Origin of the sequence: Arthrobacter sp. ISL-85, from assembly GCF_018613675.1 — a bacterium.
In the GTDB taxonomy this organism is placed as follows: Bacteria; Actinomycetota; Actinomycetes; order Actinomycetales; family Micrococcaceae; genus Arthrobacter.
The window spans coordinates 41181-64764 of sequence record NZ_JAGGPQ010000011.1; the positions used below are offsets into that span (position 1 = coordinate 41181).

Below are 23584 nucleotides of genomic sequence, written 5' to 3' on the forward strand. Positions count from 1 at the left end.
CCTAAACGATGCCCACCAGCGGGGTGGCGCCTGTCCGGCTCAGCCCCGCTTGGCGTTGACGATCGAGATGGCGGCTGTGGACGTATCGTCCGGGCCCTTGGTTTGGTGGACCTGCACCTCCGCGGCCTCAACTTCCGCAGCAGGCTGTTCCACCGGAATGGGGGTGACGTGTACGGCGGGCTGTGAATGGACTTCCGTTCCCGGAACAGCCGGTGCGGCATCTGCTGCCGGTACGGCGGGGACCGGAATGACGGTCACTGCAGGGCTCACCGCAGAACTGCCGCCCGCCGATGCCGGGGCTGCCCCGGAAGTTCCGGCGGGGGCGGGAGCGGCAGTTTCCGGCCCGGCGGGGCTGCCCTTGGCCGGAAGCGGCTCAACGCTGATCGGTTGCCCGCCGAATTCGGCAATATCGCTGGCCAGGCTCTCCAGCATTCCCTCCGCCTCGCCGACCATTTCCTGGTCACCGGCCGCCAGACCCTTGACCATGTACTGCGCCAGGGCGAACTCGGCGGACAGTGCGGCCCGGCGGAGGAGGTGCTGGTCCGGGACATCCCGCCGGCTGGAAGTGTAGGACTCCAGCACGGCATCAATGAACTCCTGCTCATTGGAGGCCACCAGCCAGGCAAAATCGTCTGCGGGGTCGCCGATGCGCAGGTCCGTCCAGCCGGTTACTGCGGTTACCCGTCCCGACTCCACCAGCAGGTTGTCCTCGTGCAGGTCGCCGTGGACCACGCAGGGGTTGAACCGCCACAGGGATACGTCCTCCATGGCGTGTTCCCAGCGGCGCAGCAGTGCGGCAGGAATCCTGCCCGTGGTTGCTGCCTGGTCCAGTTCGTTCAGCCGCCGTTGGCGGAACTCATTGGGGGTGTAGCTGGGCAGGTCGGCGTTGCTGACCAAGGACCGGGGGAGGTCGTGGACCGCTGCCAGTGCGGAACCGATTTCGCGTGCCAGGCTGGCCGGCCCGGATGTCAGTTCCTCCACACTGCGCGTGCTGCCGGACAGGTGTGAGTACACGAAGGTGGTCAGGCTTCCCAGCCGGACGCTGCCGGCCACGGTGGGCATCAGGAACGGCAGTTCTGCCCGTACAGCGGGAGCGAAGGCGCGCAGCACCAGGAACTCGGTTTCCAGCCGCGCGCTGGCTTCCGCGTGCCGCGGCGACCGCACCCGCCAACGCTTGCCTTCGGAATCGAGGAGCAGGGCCGAGTCGAAGTCCGCGGGGTCATCCGGCGCAGAGCTAACAGCTGTCGGGGTCAGTCCGGGGACTGCCGCGGTTGCAATCGCCGCCAGTTCAATCGGTTTTCTTCTCACCGTTCCACGGTAGATTGCGTGCCGTCCCAGACGGCGGTCTGGCCGCGGCGAGTCTTCAGATAGCTGGAAATCGCGGGGCGCCCAGCACCACAGTGGTTGGGCGAAATGTGAAATGTCGGCAGCAGTCAGTACGGTGGAAGCATGAGCCACACCGAGTCTGCCACACCCGTCCACCAGGCTGTGCCCGCGCGGCTGCCGGCAAACCATCTGGTGGACACCCTCCTCCCGGTGAGGCCGGCACTGGTGGACCGCGGATCAACCGCCCGCATCAGGCCCGGCATGATCGATGATCTGTTGGCCGGAACTGACGCGGTGGCTGCAGTACTGTCAAGGCGCCAGGGCCTGGTGCGGGGCAGCAACCTGGTCATGACCGGCGCCCGGGAACTCCTGGCACAGCTGACAGAGGCAGGATCACCCCCGGAACTGGTGGTGTACCTGGGATCAGCCCTGCCTGCTGCGGACGTTCCGGCCGGGACCGAAATGCTGCTTTTCGTCCTTCCCGCACCTCCGGAACCCGGCACCGCCGGTATACCCGCGGATGCTTCGTGGGCTGGGTTCAGGGAGGTCGCAGCGGACCTGACGGCCACCTCCACTGCCTTGTTCGTGGAAGCCAGCGCCATCGCCAACTGGCATGCAGCCCACACCCACTGCCCCCGCTGCGGCACACCCACCGACGTTGAAGCCGGCGGCTGGGTACGCCGGTGCCCGGCAGACAATTCCGAACACTATCCCCGGACCGACCCCGCAATCATTGTCACGGTGGTAGGCCCGGACGGCCGGCTGCTCCTTGGGGGCGGCGGCCCCCTGGATGCCCGGAACTACTCCACCCTGGCCGGGTTTGTGGAGCCCGGGGAGTCCCTGGAGGAAGCCGTGGTCCGCGAGATCCAGGAAGAGGTTGGCGTGCGGGTCGCAGCCTGCCAGTATCTGGGCTCCCAGTCGTGGCCATTCCCGGCCTCCCTTATGCTTGGTTTTACCGCCGTCACCGAGGACACCCAGGCAACGCCCGACGGCGTGGAGGTCACCAGGGCGCGCTGGTTCAGCCGCGAGGAACTCCAGGAAGCGGTGCTCAGTGGTGAGATCACCATTTCCAGCAGGCTCTCCATTGCGCGCTCCCTGATTGAGCACTGGTACGGCGGCCGGATCCATGACAGGGCCGGCGCCTAAGTTGTTCCATCCACCAGACTCCAGAACGCGGTAGTCGAGAAACAAAGCAGCAGAAGTGACTACAGAAGATATTGACGGAGCAGCCTCCCTTGAGGACCGTATCCTCGGGGGGCTTGACGCAGAACAGCGTGAGGTGGCCAGTACGCTGAGCGGCCCGTTATGCGTGCTCGCCGGCGCGGGAACCGGGAAGACCCGCGCCATCACCCACCGCATTGCCTACGGCGTTCACTCCGGGGTCTACAGCCCGCAACGCCTGCTGGCGGTAACTTTTACCGCGCGGGCGGCGGCGGAGATGCGCAGCCGCCTGCGCGACCTCGGTGCCGGAAACGTGCAGGCCCGGACCTTCCACGCCGCAGCATTGCGCCAGTTGCAGTTCTTTTGGCCGCAGGCGGTGGGCGGTACGCTGCCCAACCTGCTGGACCACAAGGCCCAGCTGCTTGCAGAAGCCGCCCGGCGGCTTAGGCTCAGCACGGACCGGGCCTCCATCCGCGATCTCGCCTCGGAAATCGAATGGGCCAAGGTGTCCATGCTCACCCCCGCGAATTACCTGGAAAACGCGCAGGGGCGGGGCGCCCCCGGCGGGTTCGACCTTACGGCGGTAGCCCGCGTCTTCCAGTCCTACGAGGACGTCAAGACGGACCGCAACGTGATCGACTTTGAGGACGTCCTGCTGATCACGGTGGGCATCCTGCAGGAGGACGAGAAGGTGGCTGCCACGGTCCGCGAACAGTACCGGCACTTCGTGGTGGACGAGTACCAGGACGTATCCCCCCTGCAGCAGCGGCTCCTGGAGCTCTGGCTCGGCGGGCGCGACGAACTTTGCGTGGTGGGGGACGCCAGCCAGACCATCTACTCCTTTACCGGCGCCTCGCCCAGGCACCTGCTGGACTTCAAGACCCGTTATCCGCAGGCCAATGTGGTCAAGCTCGTGCGGGACTACCGTTCCACCCCCCAGGTAGTGAAACTGGCCAATGACCTGCTGGCCGGCCGCCGAAGTGGCGGTCCGACGGCCGATGCCGCCTGGGCAGCCCCCCTTCAGCTCGTGGCGCAGCGCCCGGCCGGGCCGGTGCCCCAATTCACCGAATGCACGGATGACGAAGCCGAAGCCGCCACGGTGGCGCAGAAGATCAAGGCACTGCTCGACGCCGGGACCCCGGCCAGCGAAGTAGCCGTCCTTTTCCGCACCAACGGCCAGTCGGAGGCCTACGAACAGGCGCTGGCTGCGGCGGGAATCGGCTACCAGCTGCGGGGCGGCGAGCGCTTCTTCGCCCGCAAGGAGGTCCGGGACGCCATCCTCCAGCTGCGCGCAGCCACCAGGGCTGTTTCTGAAGCAGATGCTCCAGAACCGCTGGGCCAGCTGGTCCGGGACATCGTCTCCTCCCTCGGCTACACGGATTCCGCTCCGCACAGCGGCGGAGCCCTGCGCGAACGGTGGGAGTCCCTCGCGGCGCTGGTGGCACTGGCCGACGAACTCGCACGGAACCGCGGCCCACAGTTCGGCCTGGCGGATTTTGTCAACGAACTCCAGGAACGTTCCCTCGCCCAGCATGCCCCTACCGTCCAGGGCGTCACGCTCGCCTCCCTCCACGCGGCCAAGGGCCTGGAGTGGGACGCGGTTTTCCTGGTGGGGCTCAGTGAAGGCCTGGTGCCCATCTCCTTCGCGGATTCACCCGAATCCGTGGATGAGGAACGCCGCCTGCTGTACGTGGGCATCACCCGCGCCCGCGAACATCTCTTCCTCTCGTGGAGCACCGCGAGGACTCCCGGGGGCCGCGCCAACCGGAAGCCGTCCCGGTTCCTGGACGGGCTGCGGCCTGATTCGGTGGCAAGCTCAAATGCCCGGGGAAAGGGAGCCGCTCCACGCCGGAAAGCTGCCGCGCCGGCCGTGTGCAGGGTCTGCGGCACCATGCTGGCCACCGGGGCAGAACGCAAGGTGGGCCGCTGCAATGCGTGTCCCCCCACGTACGAGGAACAGACCTTTGACGCCCTGCGTGATTGGCGCCGCGAGGTGGCGCAGTCCGCGGATGTCCCCGCGTTCGTCGTCTTCACCGATGCCACCCTCACTGCCATTGCCGAGGCGAGGCCCGCGTCGCTGGAGGAGCTCGCCGGCCTCGCTGGCGTCGGCCCGTCCAAGCTTGAAAAGTACGGGGAAGACGTCCTCCGGGTCCTTGTTGAAAGCTCCGTCCTGTGAGGCGCAGTCCCGGTGCCGGGCCCAATCAGCCCGCGTTACTGACCACATCCCAGGGTGCTCCCGTGGAGGTGCGCCGCTCTGCGAGGCGCACACGGACCGTGGCGGCGTTCTGGGAAGACGGAACGGCGGTGATTGCCATTCCGGCCCGCTTCACCGCGGCGCAGGAGCGGGAGTGGGTGCACCGCATGCTGGCCAAGCTGCATAAGCAGGGGGAGCGGCGGGCTGCAGCCGGCCGGCGGCGGCCGGCAAGTGACGACGCCCTTGCAGCCCATGCCGCGCAGCTGTCGGCGCAATACCTCGGCGGCCGGCCAGTGCCAACATCCGTGCGCTGGGTCAGCAACCAGAACTCCCGGTGGGGCTCAGCTACCCCGGCCGACGGAACAATTCGGCTCTCGGACAAGCTGCGGCCGATGCCGCAGTGGGTCATCGATTATGTCCTGCTGCACGAACTGGCCCACCTCCTGGTGGCTTCGCACAATGCCGCGTTCTGGAAGTTGCTGGAGGCGTACCCTGAAACCCAGCGGGCCAAGGCATTCCTCGAGGGGGTTTCGTTTGCCACGTCCCGGGGCCTGGACAAGGACGGTGCGGCCGGCAGCGGGGACGGCGGCGGCCAAGCGCCGGGCCCCTGGTCCGAAGACGCCGACTAACTCCTGAACGGACAGGCAACCAGTTCCGGAACAGTCAACCAACCAGTTTCGGAACAGTCAGCCCACCAGTTCCCGAACTGTTGACCTGCGGTGGCCCGGAACCCACTGGACGTTAAACACCCCGGCGGGCCAGGAAATCCTGGCCCGCCGGTACAGTGTCAGCTACTGGGCTGCTCGGGCCCGCCGTCGTCGTCAGTGCCGCCGTCAGCTCCCGCCTCCCCGGTCCCGCCCTCTTCAGTGGAGGTGTCGTCGAAACCGCCGCTCAGCAGTTTCTGCAGTGCGTCATCAACTTCGCTGTCGCTGGCCTCGGCGAGTTTCCGGCGTGAGCTGAAGCCCTTCGGGTCGTCCAGGTCCTCGGCGGTGGGCAGCAGGTCGGGGTGATGCCAGATGGCGTCCCGGCCCTCGATGCCGCGTTCCTCCTTCAGTGTCGCCCACAAGGTGGCGGCGTCGCGGAGCCTGCGCGGGCGCAGCTCCAGCCCCACGAGGGAAGCGAAGGCGTGCTCGGCGGGACCGCCCGTTGCCCGGCGGCGCCGTACGGTTTCGCGCAGCGCGCCGGCCGACGGCAGCACCTTTTCTGTGGCAGCAGCGGTGAGTTCGTCCACCCAGCCCTCCACCAGGGCCAGCGCGGTCTCGAGCTTCTCCAGCGCCTGCTCCTGCGCAGGGGTCCGCTGCGGCATGAACACACCCTGGGAGAGGGCCTCCTGGATGCCTTCAGGGTTGCTGGGGTCCAGGTCGCGGGCGAGTTCCTCAATTCGTGAGGTGTCGATGTGGATGCCGCGGGCGTATGCCTCGATGGCGCCCAGCAGGTGGCCGCGCAGCCAGGGAACCTGCACGAAGAGGCGCGCGTGCGCGGCTTCCCGGACGGCGAGGAACAGCCGGATGTCGTTCTCCGGCAGGGACAGGCCCTGGCCGAAAGCGGCAACGTTTGTTGGCAGGAGAGCCATTTCAAGGTCGGCCAGCGGGACGCCGATGTCGGTGGAGCTCACCACGTCCTGGGACAAGGCGCCAATGGCCTGGCCCAGCTGCATGCCGAAAATGGCCCCGCCCATGTTCTGCAGCATGGAGGAGGCGCCGCCCATCATGGACTTCATTTCCTCGGGCATCTGCTCCGTCATGGCGGAGGAGAGCGCATTGGCGATGCTGTTGGCCACGGGTTCGGTCAGCCGCTTCCAGGTACCCAGGGTGGCCTCCACCCATTCCGCGCGGGACCAGGCTTTGCCGATCAGGCCGGTGCCGGGCAGGTCCGTGACCGGGTCCAGCCACAGCTCGGCGAGGCGCAGCGCCTCGTCCACCTCCCGGGACTGCTGGGCCGAGACCGACGGGTCTGAACTGCCGGCGGCCACGCGGCGGGCGTTGTCGTGGGCCAGCGTCCAGTTGACGGGGCCCTCGGACGGGGCGCTCATCATGGCCTGGACCTGGGAGAACATCTGGGCCAGCAGGTTGGGGTCATCCGGCAGGCCGGCAGCCTTGGCGAGTTCGGAGGGGTCGAAGTTTTCCATCCCCTTGCCGCCCATCAGGTTCTGCAGCATTTCGGTCAACGGGTCCTTGGGGGTGTCGTCGCCGTTGGACGGATTGAGTGGATTGGAGGTCATGGTCCCGCCGATCGATGGTGTGACTGTTGATCAACCTTCACGGTACCCCGGTGGGGGTCGGCTGTCTGCCGCCCGCCGCCGTCGTTCGCTCTAGGCAAAGCCTTCCGGCGTGCCTCCACCGCGTACTGTTGGTGGGGTGACTACAACCCGTGGCGGCCATCCCTCCGAGGACCACGTTCCCGATCTTTCCCCCTTCGCCAGCGCCGGGCCATCGGGTGCCGCCAATCCAACGGAAAGCGCCCACGGAAGCGGCGGCACAGCGGGTGCGGGCGGGAGCACCGGCGCGGCCGATGCCGGACGCCCGGGCCGGCGGTTATCCACCATGATGGTTGCCGGGCTGGCGGCGCTGGGGCTGGGAATTGCCGTGGGCACGCTTCCGGTGCCCTACGTGATCGAGTCGCCCGGGCCCACCTACAACACGCTGGGGGAGAGCCAGGGCCATCCGGTCATCAACGTCAGCGGCCACGAAACGTATCCCGCGGCCGGAAGCCTGGACCTCACAACCGTGTATGTCGATGGCGGTCCCACGGGCTCCGTCAGCATCCTCAATGCGTTCTCCGCATGGTTGGACAATTCCAAGGCCGTCTACCCGGTGGAACTGATCTATCCCACGGGTACCACCAAGGAAGAGGCCCAGGAGCAGAGCGCGGTTGCCATGGCCACTTCGCAGGAGAACGCCGTGGCCTCCGCCTTGAACGAACTCAAGATCCCCTACGGCCAGCAGCTCCAGGCTGCAGGCCTGTCCAAGGATTCGGCATCAGCGGGCAAGATCCAGCAAGGGGACATCCTCAAGTCCATCAACGGCAAGGACATCACCTCGCTCACGGTCATCCAGGATGAACTGGCCGCGGGCAAGGGCGCCCCGGCCGCCCTGACGGTGGAACGGGCCGGCCAGTCCGTTGCCCTGGAGGTGACGCCCAAGGACAACGGCCAGGGCCGCTTCATCCTCGGCGTCATGTTGAAGTACCTGTTCAGTTTCCCGTTCCAGGTGCAGATCTCCCTGGACAAGGTGGGCGGCCCCAGCGCCGGGCTCATGTTCTCACTGGGCATCATTGATACGGTCACCCCGGGCGACCTCACCGGTGGCAAACACATCGCGGGCACCGGCACCATTTCGCCGGACGGTGCCGTGGGACCCATCGGCGGTATCGGGCAAAAAATGCGGGGTGCGCGCTCGTCCGGAGCCTCCCTGTTCCTGGCGCCTGCCGGCAACTGCGACGAGGTAGCCGGCCACATCCCCGATGGCCTCCAGGTAGTCCGCGTGGAAAACCTTGCGGAGGCGCGGCACGCCGTGGAACTGGCCGGAAGCGGGCAGGACATATCCGCGCTCCCGGGCTGCACCGGCAAATAGACTGGGCGCAACTAGACTCGACAGGAACTAAGCATTACCGCCACTCGTGGCACTGATGACGGACGAAACCAGCCGTTTGACCGGTACCGTCCGTCGCTCGCACGCTTCGATTGTCTCGACGACCAGCTATGAGGTACCCAGTTTGTCCCGTCCCGCCAGCACCACGTCCACAGGAAGGCCCCCCTCGCGACGGGGCGCCCTGACGCCCACCCTGATCGTCGTTGCCCTGGTGGTAGTGGGCTTCATTTTCTTCGCCAACGTCTGGACCGACGTCCTTTGGTACCAGCAGCTGGGTTTCATCGGAGTGTTCGTCACCGAAAACCTCGCCAAGATCGCCATATTCGTGGCCGGTTTCGCCATCATGTTCGCGGCGGTTTTCTTCTCAATCCGCATCGCCTACAACTCCCGGCCCGTCTACGCCCCGGACTCTGAGATCCGGGACAACCTCAACCGGTACCAGGCGCAGCTGGAGCCGGTCCGCCGGATTGTCATGATCGGCCTTCCTGTCCTGTTCGGCCTTTTTGCAGGCAGCGCAGCCGCGAGCCAGTGGCAGAAGGTCCTGCTCTTCTTCAACCAGGTAGGTTTCGGCCAACCCGATCCGCAGTTCAACATGGACATCAGCTTCTACCTGATGACCCTGCCGTTCCTCGGGTTCGTCACCGGGTTCCTCATCAGCGTGGTGGTGATCGCAGGCATCGCCGGCATCCTCACGCACTATCTGTACGGCAGCATCCGGCTGATGGAGCGCGGTGTGTTCACCAGCCGCGCGGCGCAGATCCACATCGCAGTTATCGGTGCCGCGTTCCTGGTGCTCCTGGGCGTCAACTTTTGGCTGGACCGCTACTCTTCCGTCCAAAGCAACGGCGGACGCTGGGCCGGTGCCCTCTACACCGACGTCAACGCCGTCATCCCCACCAAGTCAATTCTCGCCGTAGCTGCGGTCCTGGTGGCCATCCTCTTCATCGTTGCCGCCGTCATCGGCCGCTGGCGCCTGCCGGTAATCGGCACCGCCATGCTGATCATCACCTCTATCCTCGCCGGCGGCGTTTATCCCTGGGTGATCCAGCAGTTCCAGGTCCGCCCGTCGGAGCAGACCCTGGAAAGCAAGTACATCCAGCGCAACATCGAGAACACCCGCAAGGCGTACGGCCTGGACGGCATCCAGGAGACCCGGTATGACGCCACCAACACTGCCAACAGCGGCGCGCTGGCCCCCGACGCCCAGACCACGGCAAATATCCGGCTCCTGGATCCGAACCTGATCTCCGACGCTTTTGCGCAGCTGGAGCAGTACCGCCCGTACTACCAGTTCCCCAAGGCCCTCAACGTGGACCGCTACGAGGTGGACGGCAAGATCCAGGACACCGTGATTGCCGTGCGTGAGCTGAACCCCACGAACGTCGCAACCAACCAGCAGGGCTGGCTGAACCAGCACGTGGTGTACACGCACGGCTACGGGGTTGTGGCGGCCAAGGGCAACAAGTTCACAGTGGACGGCAAGCCCGAATTCCTCCAGTCCGGCATTCCATCCACCGGCGTGCTGGGTAACGACACCACCTACGAACCGCGGATCTACTTCGGTGAGTCTTCGCCTGAATACTCGATCGTGGGTGCCCCTGATGGCGCAAGTCCGCGCGAACAGGACCGCCCCTCCGGGAAGGAAGGGGAGGGCGAAACCCAGTACACCTTCAAGGGCAACGGCGGGCCGAATGTGGGGTCGTTCTTCAACAAGATCCTCTACGCCATCAAGTTCCAGTCCTCGGACCTGCTGCTCTCGGACGGCGTGAACACCGACTCGCAGATCCTTTATGACCGCAGCCCCCGCGATCGGGTGCAGAAGGTGGCTCCCTACCTGACGGTGGACGGGGGCGCCTACCCGGCCCTGGTGGACGGCCGGGTCAAGTGGATCGTGGACGGTTACACCACCAGCCAGTATTTCCCCTACTCGCAGCAGAAGCAGCTGTCGGACGCAACTGCTGATTCCCAGACGAGTTCCGGCCGCGCCGTGGCACTGCCCAACAGCACGGTGAATTACATCCGCAACTCGGTCAAGGCGACTGTGGATGCCTATGACGGCTCGGTCACCCTGTATGCCTGGGACGACACCGACCCCGTCCTCAAGGCCTGGCAGAAAGTCTTCCCTTCCACGCTGAAGCCGTATTCGGAGATGTCCGGCGCCCTGATGAGCCACGTCCGCTACCCGGAGGACCTGTTCAAGGTCCAGCGCGAGCTGCTGGGGCAGTACCACGTGACGGATCCCACCAGCTTCTACAAGAACAACGACGCGTGGAGCACGCCGGCTGACCCCACCGTCAGTACGGATGTAAAGCAGCCGCCGTTCTACATGTCGCTGCAGATGCCGGACCAGCAGAAGCCGGCGTTCCAGCTGACGTCGTCCTTCATCCCGCAGATCGTGAATGGAAACGCGCGCAACGTCCTGTACGGCTTCCTCGCGGCCGACTCCGATGCTGGCAACCAGGCCGGAGTGAAGGCTGACGGCTACGGAAAGCTGAGGCTGCTGCAGATCCCGCCGGAAACACAGGTGCCCGGTCCGGGGCAGGCGCAAAACAAGTTCAACTCAGATCCCACCGTGTCGCAGGCACTTAACCTGCTGCGGCAGGGTGCCTCGGACGTCCTGAACGGCAACCTGCTCACGCTGCCGGTGGGCGGCGGCATCCTCTACGTCCAGCCGGTCTACCTCAAGTCGACGGGTGAGACGTCGTACCCCACGCTGCAGCGCGTGTTGGTGGCCTTTGGCGACAAGGTGGGCTTCGCGCCGACGCTCGATGCAGCCCTCAAGCAGCTCTTCGGTGGCGATTCCGGAGCAGCCGCGGGAGATTCCGCCAACAACGGCCAGACACCTGCGGGGCCGTCAGCGCCTGCCACCCCTGGAGAAGCGGATGCGAAGGCCCAGCTGAAGGCGGCCCTGGATGATGCGAACTCCGCCATCCAGGCAGGCCAAACGGCACTTGCAGCCGGCGACTTCGCTGCTTACGGCGACGCGCAGAAGAAGGTTGCCGCAGCCCTGAAGAAGGCAATGGACGCTGAGGCCAAGATTCCGGTTACTGCTCCGGAGGCCAGCCCGGCCCCCGCTGCTTCGGGGTCGCCCTCCGCCTCGCCGTCCCCGTCAGCGGGGCAGTAGTACGACGGCGGCACCGGCACCCGATCCCCGCGGGACGGGTGCCGGGAGCGGCGTAACGGACGTCACGCCGTTCCGATTTGGCCTGCGGTTCACCTCCCGGTAAAGTAGTTCTTGCGACGCGGGGTGGAGCAGTTCGGTAGCTCGCTGGGCTCATAACCCAGAGGTCACAGGTTCAAATCCTGTCCCCGCAACTGGGAAAGACCCGGACATCGGACACGATGTCCGGGTCTTTTGTTTTCCCTGGGTGCTCCTGTTCCCAGATGCCCCCTTTGAGGGGGGGAGTGGTCGAGGCGGCCGCCAAAGTAGGGTAGTGTAGATCAAGCGACGCGGGGTGGAGCAGTTCGGTAGCTCGCTGGGCTCATAACCCAGAGGTCACAGGTTCAAATCCTGTCCCCGCAACTTATGAAGGCCCTGACCGGCAGTTACGCCGGTCGGGGCCTTTCTTTTCCTTGGATGCGCCCAGTTCCTAGTATTCTCTTTCGAAGGGTCCCGCGATCTGTGGGCAGCCCCAGTCATTCCTGAGAGGTATGTTGTTCCATGGCCACACCCACCAAGAAGCCCGGCGCCGCGACGGGTAAGCGGTCCCGGCTTTACTGGATGGTTCCTGCCGTCCTCGTGGCGCTGGTCGTGGTGGTGCTGATTGCCAGGCTGCTCGTGGGACTGCCCGCCGTCGCCTCCTTTGTCACCGACTACCCGGGCCAGTCCGAACTGCCCGGCAACGCCCCAGTGGGATTCCCGGCGTGGCTGGCGTGGCAGCACTTCCTCAACGCGTTCTTCCTCCTCCTGATCATCCGCACCGGCTGGCAGGTGCGGACCACCACACGGCCCAGCGGGCACTGGACCAGGAACAACAAGGGCCTGATCCGCACCAGGAACGCGCCCACCAAGATCAGCCTTGAGCTCTGGTTCCACCTGACACTGGATGCCCTCTGGATCCTGAACGGGCTCGTCTTCGCCGTCCTGCTGCTCGCCACCGGGCAATGGATGCGCATCGTGCCCACCAGCTGGGACGTGGTCCCCAATGCCCTCTCAGCCGCGCTGCAGTACGCGTCGCTGGACTGGCCAACGGAAGACGGCTGGATCAACTACAACGCCCTGCAGCTCCTTGCCTACTTCGTCACCGTTTTCATCGCCGCGCCCCTGGCCTTCATCACGGGCCTGCGGATGTCCTCCGCCTGGCCCAAGAAGGCGGCAGGACTGAATAAGGCCTACCCGATCGAATGGGCACGCGCCGTCCATTTCCCGGTGATGCTCTACTTCGTGGCGTTCATCGTGGTCCACATCTTCCTGGTGCTTACCACCGGTGCCCTGCGGAACCTGAACCATATGTATGGGGTCAGGGACGACGACGGCTGGTTTGGTTTCTGGGTGTTCCTCGCCTCCGTGGCGGTCATGGTTGCCGCCTGGTTCCTGGCACGCCCGATCTTCCTGCGGCCCATCGCGTCGCTGATGGGCAAGGTCAGCCGCTGACGGTGGAGGGCCCCGGGGACGCCGTCAGGCGTCCTTGAGTTTCTGGTAGGCGTCCAGGGCCCGTTCCCGCGACTCCGGCAGGTCCACGAGCGGTTTGGGGTAGCCCTCCGCGGCCGCTGCCCACGGTTCGTGGATTTCCCTACCCTGCAGCCCGCGGAGTTCCGGAATATAGGCCCGCAGGTAGCTGCCGTCGGCGTCGAACTTCTTGCTTTGGGTCACCGGGTTGAAGATCCGATAGTAGGGCGAGGCATCCGCCCCGGATCCCGCCACCCATTGCCAGTTGGCGGGGTTGTTCGCGGCGTCGGCGTCCACCAGGGTATCCCAGAACCATTCCTCACCGATCCGCCAGTCCGTCAGGAGATTCTTGACCAGGAAGGACGCGGCAGCCATCCGTACCCGGTTGTGCATCCAGCCTGTCTGCCACAGCTGCCGCATCCCGGCATCCACCAGCGGGTAACCGGTGTTTCCGTGCTGCCACGCGGCAATCTCCTGGCGGTTGGGGGGCGCCCACTGGAAGTTGTCGAGGGCGGACCGGAAGTTACGGGTGGCCAGATCCGGGTTGTGGTACAGCAGGTGCCAGTTGAACTCCCGCCAGCCCAGCTCAGACTGATAGGTCCCCACGCCGGAAGGGATCTTGCCCGGATGCCGGCGGCGGATCTCCCGCCACACGCGGAACGGGCTGACCTCGCCGAAACGGAGATGTGGTGACAGCCGGCTGGTGCCCTCCCTTCCGGGCAGGTTCCGGCCGGTGCCGTATTCCTCTATGGGGCCGTCCAGAAAGTCCTGGAGCCGGCTAACAGCACCTTTCTCACCAGGAACCCAGGCCTCTGCGAGCCCGCCGCTCCAGTCGGGGGAGGAAGGCAGGAGCTTCCAGCTGCTGAGGGCGTCGCTGGCCGGCAGGCCGCGGCCGGCTGCGGCGGGTTGCGGCACTGTATCCGGCGCTTCGAATGGGTCACGGATGTCCTGTGATGCGAGGCAGGCCCGCCAGAAAGGGGAGTAGACCTTGTAGGGGCCGCCGGCCCCCGTCCTGACAGTCCAGGGCTCAAACATGAGGTTCGCCTGGAAGCTCGAGGCTTGGATTCCGTTGTTGCCTGCCCATTCCTCGAGCTCTGCGTCGATGGTCCGCTCCGGCTGCCCGTACCGGCGGTTCCAGAAGAGGTGGCCGGCCTTTGTCTGGCTGGCGAGGTTCCTGAGGACCGCACCTGCGGGGCCACGCCGAAGCACCAGGCGGGATCCCTTGCTTTCGAGCTCGGCGGACAGTGCCGCCAGGGAACGGTGCAGCCACCAGCGCGCTGCTCCACCAAGGGGCCGCACGCCGTCGGACTCCTCGTCCAGGATGTAAGCCACCGTCAGCGGGGCACCCCGTCCGGCGGCCTCTGCCAGGGCCGGGTTGTCATCCAACCGCAGGTCATCGCGCAGCCAAACCAGGGACGTGCCATCGGAGGAAGTCATGGCACCCACGCTACACACAGCGGACGCGGCAATGGCCGGGACCACGGTCCCGGCCATTGCCGTTTCAACCGGAGACGCCGCCCGGGCTTTTAGAGCTTGTCGAAGTCTGCCTCGTCGACGGTTGATTCGGACGACGCGGGGCTCGCGGCGCCCAGGGCAGGCTTGGAGTTTCCGGCCTTGAGCGCGGCCAGGCGGGCTTCGATCTCCGTCTGCTCGCCCAGGTCCTCCAGCTGGTTGAACTGGGCGTCCAGGCTCGACGCCGCAAGCTCCTGCTGTCCACGGACCTTTGCCTCTTCGCGGCGGATCTTTTCCTCGAACCGGCCCACCTCGCTGGTGGGGTCCATGATGTCGATGCTCTTGATGGCGTCGTGGACCTGGGTCTGCGCCGCCGCCGTCTTGGACCTGGCAACCAGCTCATTACGCTTGCTGGTCAGCTGGTTGAGCTTGCTCTTCATCTGGTCCAGGCCGGTCTTCAGCTTGTCCACTACCTCGCGCTGGGAGGCGATGCTCGGCTCTGCACCCTTGGCTTCGCTTTCGGCCGCCATCTGGCGCTGCAGCGCCACCTTTGCCAGGTTGTCGAACTTCTCGGCGTCGGCTACGTCGCCGGCGGCACGGAATTCATCAGCCCTGCGGGAGGCGGCTAGGGCCTTGTTGCCCCAGTCCTGGGAGTTCTTAACGTCCTCGTTGTAGTCGTCCTCCAGCATCCGGAGGTTGCCGATTGTCTGCGCCACGGCGGACTCGGCTTCGGCGATGTTGTTGGTGTAGTCGCGGACCATTTGGTCCAGCATCTTCTGCGGATCCTCGGCGTTGTCCAGCAACGAGTTGATGTTCGCCTTTGCCAGTTGCGCGATCCGGCCGAAAATGGACTGCTTAACCATGGTGTTTGCCTTTCGTCCTGCTCTGTGTTGACCACTGGAACCGGTGCACAGTGGTGTACTGCGTCTGTCCGCCTGCCGGGATCTTCCGGCGTGTCCGGCGGAAGATCCTAGAAACTGCCGGAGTCTCCGCCGCCGAAGTCGCCGCCGCCAAAGTCCCCGCCGCCAAAGCCGCCGGAATCTCCACCCCAGCCGCCGCCTCCGCCGCCGTCACCCCAGCCGCCACCGCCGCCCCAGCCCCCGTGGCCCCCATTGAGGATGGAGTTGATCAGGATGCCGCCCAGGATGGCACCGCCAAGTCCGCCGCCGCCTCCGCCGCCGAACATGCCGCCGCGGCTGAAGCCCTGGTTGGCATAGCCGTCGAAGTGGTCCACGTCGGCCTGGGCCAGCTGGGCTGCCTGGGCTGCCAGGGCGTGCGCCTGCTGGGCGTAGGTGAGCGCGGTGACCGGGTCGGTGCGGGAGATGGACAGCGCGTAGTCGAGGTTCCGCTGGGACTCTGCGAGCCGGGTGCGTGCCTCGGTGCCCACCCCGCCGCGCCGGGCGGTGATGTAGTCGGAGGTGGCGCTGATCTGGGCCTGCGCCGACATGATGGTCTGCTGCAGGGACGCCTGGGCACGCCGGGACTGCTCCTGCTGGTCGCGGATGCCGGTCAGGGCCTGGTCCAGGGACTGGTGGGCGGTTTCCACCCGCTGGAGGGTGGCGATGGGGTCGATCCGTCCGCCCTGGATTTCGGTCTTTACCTGTGCCAAAGCGGCCTCCACCGCGGCCACGGGGCCCGCCAGCTCCGCGTGGGCGCCGGACTGGATAATGGCCTTTGCCTGGGCCAGGTCCTGGGACGTATCCACAACGGCGGCTTCGAGGCCGTTGCGGGCTTCATCAAGGTTGGCCTCGACCTTGGAAATTGCTTCCAGGAGGACGTTGGTCTGGTGCAGGCTCTCCTCGGCCGCCCGGACGGCCACGGCGGCCAGGCTCCCTTCGCCCCCACTCAGCTTCTGCTGGGCGGTTTGGGATGCATTCTGCACAAAGGCGAGCCGTTCCTTGGCCTGCACAATGTTGTCCGATACCTGTGCCAGCGCACTGTCCGCGTACTGGGACCGCATGGCCGCCAGGGACTGCTCGGCGCTGGCGATTTTGCCATCCGCCTCACGGGCTCCGGCGTTGACGGCGGCAAGGGCCTGCGGAGCGTTCTTCTCCAGCTCACGCAGGGAGTCGAAGTCCGCCTTCTGCTCCTGGAGGGATTCGAGGGCGGCCTCGGAGCGGCGGATAATCTCACCCAGCCAGGTCCGCTGCTGCTCCTCGGTATCCGGAATGTGGTCATCAAGCTGCTGCTGCAGCTTGAAGGACTCCGTCATGTGGGCCTTCGCTTCCGCCAAGGCCTTGGTGAAGTTTCCGACGGCGGAATCGCCGTATTGTGCCTGGGCAAAGCCGAGTTCCTGCTCGCTGGACTTGATGGCATCATCGGCTTCGATCAGCAGGGAACCGCTCTTCCGGCGGAGTTCCTCCACGCTGAGCGATGCCAGCGGGTCCAGCTCCGCACCCTGCGGACCGTAGCTTCCGCTGGACGCCACCTGGCCTGCGGCCTTCTTCCGGCGGTTGCGGAAGTAGAGATACGCGCCGCCTCCGGCCACCACGACGCCCGCGCCGACCAGGATGCCGGCGCCCGCCCCGTTGCCGGATGACACGTCGCCGTTGCCGCCCCCGGCAGCATCGCCCACCGCGGAGGCAGTGTCAATGGCGGCCTGGGCGTAGTCTTTCTTGCCGCCTGCGAGGTTGGCCACCACCGCATTCTGGGTGATGTTGGATTTCTTGGAATAGATGGTGCTGGCGGAGTTGGGGGAGAAGTAGTACTGGCCCGCTGTTGAAATCGCCAGGAGGACGTCCGCCTTACCCATCTTCTTCTGCCCGGCAACTGCTGCTCCCCAGGCGGCCGGATCAGTGGGGTTGTCGAACGACTTCACTGTCACCACGTACAGGTTGTACTTGTGGTCTTTCAAGAGCTTCTGGATCGCATCCTGGACTTCACCCTTCCGGCTGCCCAGCACGTTGGCATCGTCAACGATGTTGGTCCCGGAGGGAATGGGGACCGGGTCTTCGGCCCACGCGGCGCCGGCGGGTACCGCCAGCAGCCCGGCAAGGCCGATCACGGCGAGGATACGTTTGAACTTTGACCGCATGTGCAACCCTTCAGCACGCCTGACACCGATTCGGGACGAATCAGTCGTCGAATCCAGCAGCGCCCCCACGCTTGGTGTGAAGCCGCAGGTCGCTGTGGCATTTCATCTTGATTCTATGGTGCACCCCACAGGCCGTCCACGCGACCGAATATGCCTCCAGCGAAACGCGTTGTTGGCAGGAGAGCCTTGCTCGAAGCGTTCAGGAAGCTTTCAGCAAACATCCGAGCTTGTTCCAGCGGGACACGTCATAGTTAATGGCAGACGAGGATGAAAGGAAGTCCCATGACTGAGAATCAAACCCCAGGACCGGTCCCGGAGGAGAACCACGCAGGCGGCCGGAACCCCTGGCAGCAGCAGGGGCAGCAGGACCAGCAGCAGTCCGGAGACCGCCACGCGGCGACTCAGCATGGGAACGGCGCCGGGACGGCGGGGCAGGAACGCGGTTACAGCGGCGGAGGCCAGCAGCCTGGCCAGACGGAGCGGCTGGACCAGCCACGTATGCGCGACGACCACACGCAGGAGTTGCCTGGTGCTCCGCGCCCCGTGTACCCGCAGCGGCAGCCGTTCTACGGCCAGTCCGGACAATATGGCCAGCAGCACCAGAACGGCCAGCCCAACGGAAGCGTTGGCCTGGCCCCCAACCCGCAGGACGCGCCGCGCCGGAAGGCAAGCTTCGGCGTCGGCACCCTTGTGGCCAGCATCCTGGCCGCGGGCCTGGTGGGCGGCGGAGTGGCTACGGTCGGTGCGGGGGAGCTCTCCGCGCACAACAGCTCGAGCACCTCGACCGTGGGCAGCAGCAACCAGCCCGGGACAGTCATCGTCAACAACAAGGACGATGTCAACGCCATCACCGCAGCTGCCGTGAAGGCCTCGCCGAGCGTCGTCACCATCAGCGCCACCAGCGGCAGTTCCGGCGGCACCGGTTCCGGCATTGTCCTGGACGACCAGGGACACATCCTGACCAACACGCACGTCGTTACCCTTGACGGTCAGTCCGCCAACGCAACCCTTGAAATCCGCACCAGCGATGGAAAGGTCCTGCCCGCAAAGCTGGTGGGCACTGACCCGCTGTCCGACCTCGCTGTCATCAAGGTGGACGACACCTCAGGCCTCACCCCAGCGACACTCGGTGATTCCTCCAAGCTCAATGTTGGCGATACCGCCATCGCTATCGGTTCCCCCCTGGGCCTGACCGGCACGGTCACGGACGGCATCGTCTCCACGCTCAACCGCACCATCAGCGTGGCATCGTCCGCAGCACCCAAGGGCGGCGACAACAGCCAGGGCGGCGGCGACCAGGGATTCCAGTTCGCCCCTCCCGGTGGCGGGCAGAGCCAGCAAAACTCAAGTGACGGTTCCATCGCCATCAACGTGATCCAGACTGACGCCGCCATCAACCCCGGAAACTCCGGTGGCGCCCTGGTGAACAGCAAGGGCGAGATCATCGGCGTGAACGTGGCGATCGCTTCCGCTGGGTCCGGCACGTCCACGTCCCAAAGCGGCAACATCGGCGTCGGATTCAGCATCCCTATCAACAACGCCAAGCGTGTGGCCCAGGAAATCATTGACGGCGGCAAGGCCTCCCACGGCCAGCTCGGGGTCAGCGTCAAGGCCAAGACCACGTCCGGCGCATCCTCGGAGTTCTCGGTGGGGGCCGACGTCGCCACCGTTGACGCCAGCTCGGCCGCAGGAAAGGCCGGCATTAAGGTGGGCGACGTCATCACCAAGTTCAACGACCTCACCATCGGCGAACCCAACCAGCTGACGGCGGCCGTGCGCGAGCAGCCGGCCGGATCGAAGGTCAAGATCACGGTTCAGCGCGGCGGCAGCGAGCAGACGTTCGACGTCACGCTGGGTGCTGCGGCCAGCTAACGTTTGGCAGCAGTAAAGCCAGGAAATAACGACGGCGGCGTCCCCACCTACGGGGGCGCCCGCCGTCGTTCTGCTGTCCGGGCAAAAGCCTGACACAGGCGTTAACGGAAGAGGGCGCGGCAAGCCGCCGATATGGTTAGCTAGGGTTACCCGCCTGCCGGGCATATCGCGGCCATGTCCCACCCGGCTGGCTGTCCACAAGCATGGAAGGCTGCTGTAGAAACAGTGGAAGAGACATTGAAGATCGTAGTCCTGGTCAAACATGTACCGGACGCCCAGTTCGACCGTCACCTCAACGGGGTGGACAACACAGCGGACCGCGACGAAAGCATCCTGTCCGAGCTTGACGAGTACGCGCTCGAGGCAGCACTGCAGCTGGCCGAGGCACGTGGCGGAAGCAAGGCGGGCAACCAGGTTATTGCCCTGAGCATGGGACCTGCCGGAGCTGTCAATGCGGTCAAGAAGTCGCTGCAGATGGGTGCCACCGAAGGGGTGCACCTCACGGACGACGCCTTGGCCGGATCGGACGCCGCCGCCACCTCGCTGGCGCTCGCGGCCGCCGTCCGCCACCTGGGCGATGTGGACCTGGTCCTCACCGGCATGGCGTCCACCGACGGCGAGACCTCTCTTGTCCCGGCGCAGCTGGCGGAGCGGCTCGGGTTGCCGCAGGTGACCTTCGCTTCCACGCTTGAGGTCGACGGCGGCCGGCTGACGGCCCGCCGCGACGCGGATACCTCGTCCGAAACGGTGGAGGCGCCGCTGCCCGCCGTCGTGTCCGTGACAGACCAGATCAACGAACCCCGGTACCCCAACTTCAAAGGCATCATCGCGGCCAAGCGCAAGAGCATCACCACGCTGTCGCTGGCCGACATAGGCGTTGACCCCGCGCAGGTGGGCTTCGCCGGTTCCTGGACCACCGTGACCAGCGCGGAACAGCGGCCGCCCAGGACTGCAGGCACCATCATCACCGACGAGGGCGACGCCGGCATCAAGCTGGTTGACTTCCTGGCCGCCCAGAAGCTGCTCTAAGAGGAACACCGACATGGCACAAGTACTCGTATTCATCGACAACCCCGGCGCGTCGCTCAAGAAGAGCAGCCTTGAGCTGCTGACCCTGGCGCGTTCCCTGGGCGAAACCACAGTGGCGCTCAATGGAGACCTTTCCGACGGCGTCGCCGCCACCTTCGCCGAGTACGGCGTGGGCAGCATCCTGCGCCCGTCGGCCCAGGACCTGGATGACTTCCTGGTGGCACCGAAAGCCGCCTACCTGGCCGCGGCAGCTGAGTCCGCCGGTGCCGGCGTCGTCCTGCTGGACAACTCGCCGGAAGGCAAGGAAATCGCGGCCCGGCTGGGCATCCGGCTGAACGCAGGGGTTATCACCGACGTCGTCGCCGTGGAAGCGGACGGCACGGCACGCAAGTCCGTCCTGGCCGGCTCCTACACCACTGCCTGCAGGGCAACCACCCCTGTTTCCGTGCTGACGCTCAAGGCCAACAACGTCACCCCCGAACCCGCTCCGGCCCCCACCAGCCCCGGAACTGCAAGCGTGCAAGTGCCTGCGGCAGCCGCTGCGGCGCGCATCACCGCCCGCGAGCAGAAGGCGGCCAGCGGCCGGCCCGACCTCACGGACGCACGCATCGTGGTGGCCGGCGGACGCGGCATGGACGGCGACTTCGGTCCGGTCGAAGAACTCGCGGATGCCCTGGGCGCGGCCGTAGGTGCCTCCCGCGCCGCCACGGATGCCGGGTGGATCAGCCACGACGCGCAGGTGGGACAGACCGGCAAGACCGTCTCCCCGCAGCTGTACATCTCCGCCGGCATCTCCGGCGCCATCCAGCAAAAAGCCGGCATGCAGACATCCCAGGTGATTGTTGCGATCAACAAGGATGCTGAATCGCCGGTCTTCGAGATTGCGGATTTCGGGATTATCGGCGACGTCTTCGATGTCCTGCCACAGGCAGCAGCCGAGATCAAGAAGCGAAAAGGCTGATTCCTTGACTGCCTTCCACGAGCAGGCACAGAGCCCGTTCAACCCGGACACCCACCGGGTTGGGCGGGTGCTCTGTTTTGCGGCCCATCCTGATGACATCGACTTCGGAGCTGCGGGCACCGTCGCCGCCTGGACGGCGGCCGGCGTGCAGGTGAGTTACTGCATCATGACCGACGGCGACGCGGGCGGCTTCGACCCCGCCCACCGCGCAGACATCATCGCCATGCGCGACGCGGAACAGCGGCGTGCCGCGGAGTTGGTGGGCGTCACGGACATCCACTACCTCCATCAGCGGGACGGGTACCTCGAGCCGTCACACGAGGTGATGAAAGGGGTGGTGCGGCTGATCCGCGAAATCCGGCCCGACGTCGTCCTTGCCATGCACCCGGAACGGAACTGGCAGCGGATCCAAAAGAGCCATCCCGACCACCTGGCCGTGGGGGAGGCGGTGACCCGCTCGGTGTATCCGGCGCTGGAAAACCCCTTCGCGTACCCTGAACTGGCGGAAGCAGGCCTGGAAGCGTACAAGCTTCCGTGGCTGTGGCTTTACGCGGGACCGGAGGAACGGGAGAACCACTTCGTGGATGTCACCGGCCAGGTGGAGGCCAAGCTGGCCGCCATCCACGTCCACGTGAGCCAGCACCCTGACGTGGCCGCCATGGAAGCCACCGTCCGCCGCGGCATGCAGGTCAACGCCGCCAGGGCAGGCCTCCCTGAGGGCCGCAGCGCCGAAGCATTCCACGTGGTGGCAATCAACGGGCCCGGCACTATCGCCGGTTTCTGAACCAACCCAAACGCGCCGCGCCTTTCGGTGAAAGGAACGGGGCGTTTTGGGATGATACGGGTGCTACGCGCCCAGTGGGGCCGCCGCCACCGTGGGCAGGGTTGGCGCCTTGGACCCGCCGGCCGGCTCAACGGTGATGCCCAGGGAGGCCGCCGAGTGGATGCCCTCGACCACCGCAGGCTTGGACAGGGCCTGCTCGTCCATCAACCCCTGCGACACGGGGGCCGAGCCGTCCTTGGGGATGAGCCACATCTGGTATACCTTCCCGGCCGGGGGAGCGGGCACACCGCTCATCTTCACCACGGCCGCGTCCTCCGACGCTGAAATCAGGAGGGTGGCCTTGCCGCCGCCCACCACGTTCACGGAGGCCTCGCGCAGGTCGTTGGCCCTTGCCACCTGATTGACGGGATCATTCTGGTCGGCCACGTAGGCGCCCACGCCCACACCGCCCAGGGCGATTGCCGCTGCCGCCGCCACCCCGATCAGCCAACGCCGGGTGCCGGACGGGCCTCCCCGTTCCTCCCGGCGTTTCCGGGCCTGCGCCAGTTCATCAACCGGCTCCTGCCGGAGAAGCGGTGCCGTGCTTCCGGCTGGTGCCTGTGCATCCCCGTCCAGCCCATCCTGCGCCGGGAATTGGGCAGGAAGTTGGGCGACGATCCGCTGGAAGAGGTCCGACGGCGGCTCCTCCTCGGCACGGAACGTGCGGACCAGCGCCTCCCGGGACTGCCGGACACGCTCAAGGAAAGCCCGGCGTTCCGTCTCGGGGGCCGTGGCGATGTAACGGTCGATGGCGTCGCGTTCCTGCTCCGTGACCGCATCCAGGGCGTAAAGTTCCGCGAGATCGACGGCACGGCCTGCCGCAAGGTCCATGGCCACAGTGTCCCCAAAGGCATGTGAACGTCCCTTGCGGCCTTCATCCATTCCGTTCATCTCAACTCACCCCCAGACAGGTCTTCAATCGGATCAGTCCATCGCGGATGCGGGACTTGATAGTGGGCACTGCTGCATTCAGCCGTTCTGCGACTTCCCGGTACGTGAGGCCGCCGTAATAGGCCAGGCGCACGGATTCCTGCTGTGTTTCGGTCAGCGTCTCCAGGCAGCGGACCACTGCCTCGGCCTCCAGCCGGCTGCCCACCTCGTCGGAAACGGTGTCGTGGTCGATGTCCTGCGTGCTGGCCCCGTACTTGGCTTCCCGGTCCGTGGAGGATTGCGAGGACCGGACCTTGTCCACGGCCCGGCGGTGCGAGATGGTCATCAGCCAGGACAGTGGACTACCTGCCTGCGGATCGAACTTTGCGGCGTTTTGCCAAACCTGAAGGAAGACTTCCTGGGTGGTGTCCTCACTGAGCTCAGGATCGATCAGGACCCGGCGCGCCATGCCAAAGACCCTGCGGGACGTGAGCTGGTAGAACTCGGCGAAAGCCGCCTGGTCCCCGCGGGCAATGCCCGCCAAAAGACCCGAGAGGCGCTGGCTGAGATCGGCAGGTGGGTCGGTCACCGCGGCGGAGCCCTCGGGATTCGGCGCGTTGGGAGTTTCCATTACGTTCAAGCATAAGTCTCCGGGCGGCGGAT

The 23584-nt window shown here is 66.1% G+C and carries 17 protein-coding genes and 2 tRNA genes; 12 read left to right on the forward strand and 7 right to left on the reverse strand.

The features are described 5' to 3' along the window. Positions 1-39 precede the first annotated feature (39 nt). Positions 40-1308, reverse strand: coding sequence for a macrolide 2'-phosphotransferase (locus tag J7I84_RS08295; RefSeq protein WP_214943259.1), 1269 nt, complete (start codon positions 1306-1308; stop codon positions 40-42). A gap of 141 nt (positions 1309-1449) precedes the next feature. On the opposite strand from J7I84_RS08295, the gene nudC reads away from it, so the two are divergent. Genes nudC through J7I84_RS08310 form a run of 3 tightly spaced genes read left to right on the forward strand, consistent with a single transcriptional unit; the run spans position 1450 to position 5310 of the window. Beyond that, a complete protein-coding gene (gene nudC, locus J7I84_RS08300) occupies positions 1450-2472 on the forward strand; it encodes an NAD(+) diphosphatase (protein WP_214943262.1) in 1023 nt (340 codons plus the stop codon). A gap of 55 nt (positions 2473-2527) precedes the next feature. Beyond that, positions 2528-4663 carry an ATP-dependent DNA helicase UvrD2 gene (locus J7I84_RS08305; protein ID WP_214943266.1) on the forward strand — a complete coding sequence of 712 codons (2136 nt, stop codon included), beginning with the start codon at positions 2528-2530 and terminating at the stop codon, positions 4661-4663. Beyond that, positions 4660-5310: a M48 family metallopeptidase gene (locus tag J7I84_RS08310; RefSeq protein WP_214943269.1), complete on the forward strand. Its 651-nt coding sequence runs from the start codon at positions 4660-4662 to the stop codon at positions 5308-5310. The genes J7I84_RS08305 and J7I84_RS08310 overlap by 4 nt, the downstream gene beginning before the upstream one ends. 158 nt (positions 5311-5468) lie before the next feature. Here J7I84_RS08310 and J7I84_RS08315 read toward each other — a convergent pair whose 3' ends face one another. Next, positions 5469-6902, reverse strand: a complete 1434-nt coding sequence (locus J7I84_RS08315; RefSeq protein ID WP_214943271.1) for a zinc-dependent metalloprotease — start codon at positions 6900-6902, stop codon at positions 5469-5471. A 136-nt stretch (positions 6903-7038) separates the two neighbouring features. On the opposite strand from J7I84_RS08315, the gene J7I84_RS08320 reads away from it, so the two are divergent. From J7I84_RS08320 to J7I84_RS08340, 5 genes are all read left to right on the forward strand, one after another. After that, a complete protein-coding gene (locus J7I84_RS08320; RefSeq protein WP_396020048.1) occupies positions 7039-8253 on the forward strand; it encodes a PDZ domain-containing protein in 1215 nt (404 codons plus the stop codon). Positions 8254-8395: 142 nt separating this feature from the next. Further along, complete coding sequence (locus J7I84_RS08325; RefSeq protein WP_214943868.1) at positions 8396-11395, forward strand: UPF0182 family protein; 3000 nt, start codon at positions 8396-8398, stop codon at positions 11393-11395. Between the two features lie 117 nt (positions 11396-11512). Continuing rightward, positions 11513-11586, forward strand: a tRNA-Met gene (locus J7I84_RS08330). A gap of 134 nt (positions 11587-11720) precedes the next feature. Further along, positions 11721-11794 (forward strand) — tRNA-Met (locus tag J7I84_RS08335). A 138-nt stretch (positions 11795-11932) separates the two neighbouring features. Next, positions 11933-12865, forward strand: coding sequence for a cytochrome b/b6 domain-containing protein (locus J7I84_RS08340; RefSeq protein ID WP_214943274.1), 933 nt, complete (start codon positions 11933-11935; stop codon positions 12863-12865). 24 nt (positions 12866-12889) lie between these two features. On the opposite strand, the gene J7I84_RS08345 is transcribed toward J7I84_RS08340, so the two are convergent. The 3 genes from J7I84_RS08345 to J7I84_RS08355 form a co-directional block, all read right to left on the reverse strand. Beyond that, a complete protein-coding gene (locus J7I84_RS08345; RefSeq protein WP_214943276.1) occupies positions 12890-14317 on the reverse strand; it encodes a deoxyribodipyrimidine photo-lyase in 1428 nt (475 codons plus the stop codon). 89 nt (positions 14318-14406) lie between these two features. Then, on the reverse strand, positions 14407-15195 hold the full coding sequence (locus J7I84_RS08350; protein ID WP_214943279.1) for a PspA/IM30 family protein: 789 nt from the start codon (positions 15193-15195) through the stop codon (positions 14407-14409). 107 nt (positions 15196-15302) lie between these two features. Then, on the reverse strand, positions 15303-17366 hold the full coding sequence (locus J7I84_RS08355; RefSeq protein WP_214943281.1) for a TPM domain-containing protein: 2064 nt from the start codon (positions 17364-17366) through the stop codon (positions 15303-15305). Positions 17367-17648: 282 nt separating this feature from the next. On the opposite strand from J7I84_RS08355, the gene J7I84_RS08360 reads away from it, so the two are divergent. The 4 genes from J7I84_RS08360 (at position 17649) to J7I84_RS08375 (ending at position 22012) form a co-directional block, all read left to right on the forward strand. Then, on the forward strand, positions 17649-19238 hold the full coding sequence (locus J7I84_RS08360) for a S1C family serine protease (RefSeq protein WP_214943284.1): 1590 nt from the start codon (positions 17649-17651) through the stop codon (positions 19236-19238). A 237-nt stretch (positions 19239-19475) separates the two neighbouring features. Continuing rightward, positions 19476-20267: an electron transfer flavoprotein subunit beta/FixA family protein gene (locus J7I84_RS08365; RefSeq protein ID WP_251046325.1), complete on the forward strand. Its 792-nt coding sequence runs from the start codon at positions 19476-19478 to the stop codon at positions 20265-20267. A gap of 13 nt (positions 20268-20280) precedes the next feature. Beyond that, positions 20281-21228, forward strand: coding sequence for an electron transfer flavoprotein subunit alpha/FixB family protein (locus J7I84_RS08370; protein WP_214943288.1), 948 nt, complete (start codon positions 20281-20283; stop codon positions 21226-21228). A 4-nt stretch (positions 21229-21232) separates the two neighbouring features. Continuing rightward, positions 21233-22012, forward strand: a complete 780-nt coding sequence (locus tag J7I84_RS08375; protein ID WP_214943292.1) for a PIG-L deacetylase family protein — start codon at positions 21233-21235, stop codon at positions 22010-22012. A 63-nt stretch (positions 22013-22075) separates the two neighbouring features. Here J7I84_RS08375 and J7I84_RS08380 read toward each other — a convergent pair whose 3' ends face one another. Together J7I84_RS08380 and J7I84_RS08385 are read right to left on the reverse strand one after the other, a co-directional pair. Continuing rightward, positions 22076-22933 (reverse strand): anti-sigma factor domain-containing protein, encoded by an 858-nt coding sequence (locus tag J7I84_RS08380; RefSeq protein WP_214943870.1) that lies wholly within the window; start codon positions 22931-22933, stop codon positions 22076-22078. Between the two features lie 10 nt (positions 22934-22943). After that, positions 22944-23552, reverse strand: coding sequence for a sigma-70 family RNA polymerase sigma factor (locus J7I84_RS08385; RefSeq protein ID WP_214943302.1), 609 nt, complete (start codon positions 23550-23552; stop codon positions 22944-22946). Positions 23553-23584 lie beyond the last annotated feature (32 nt).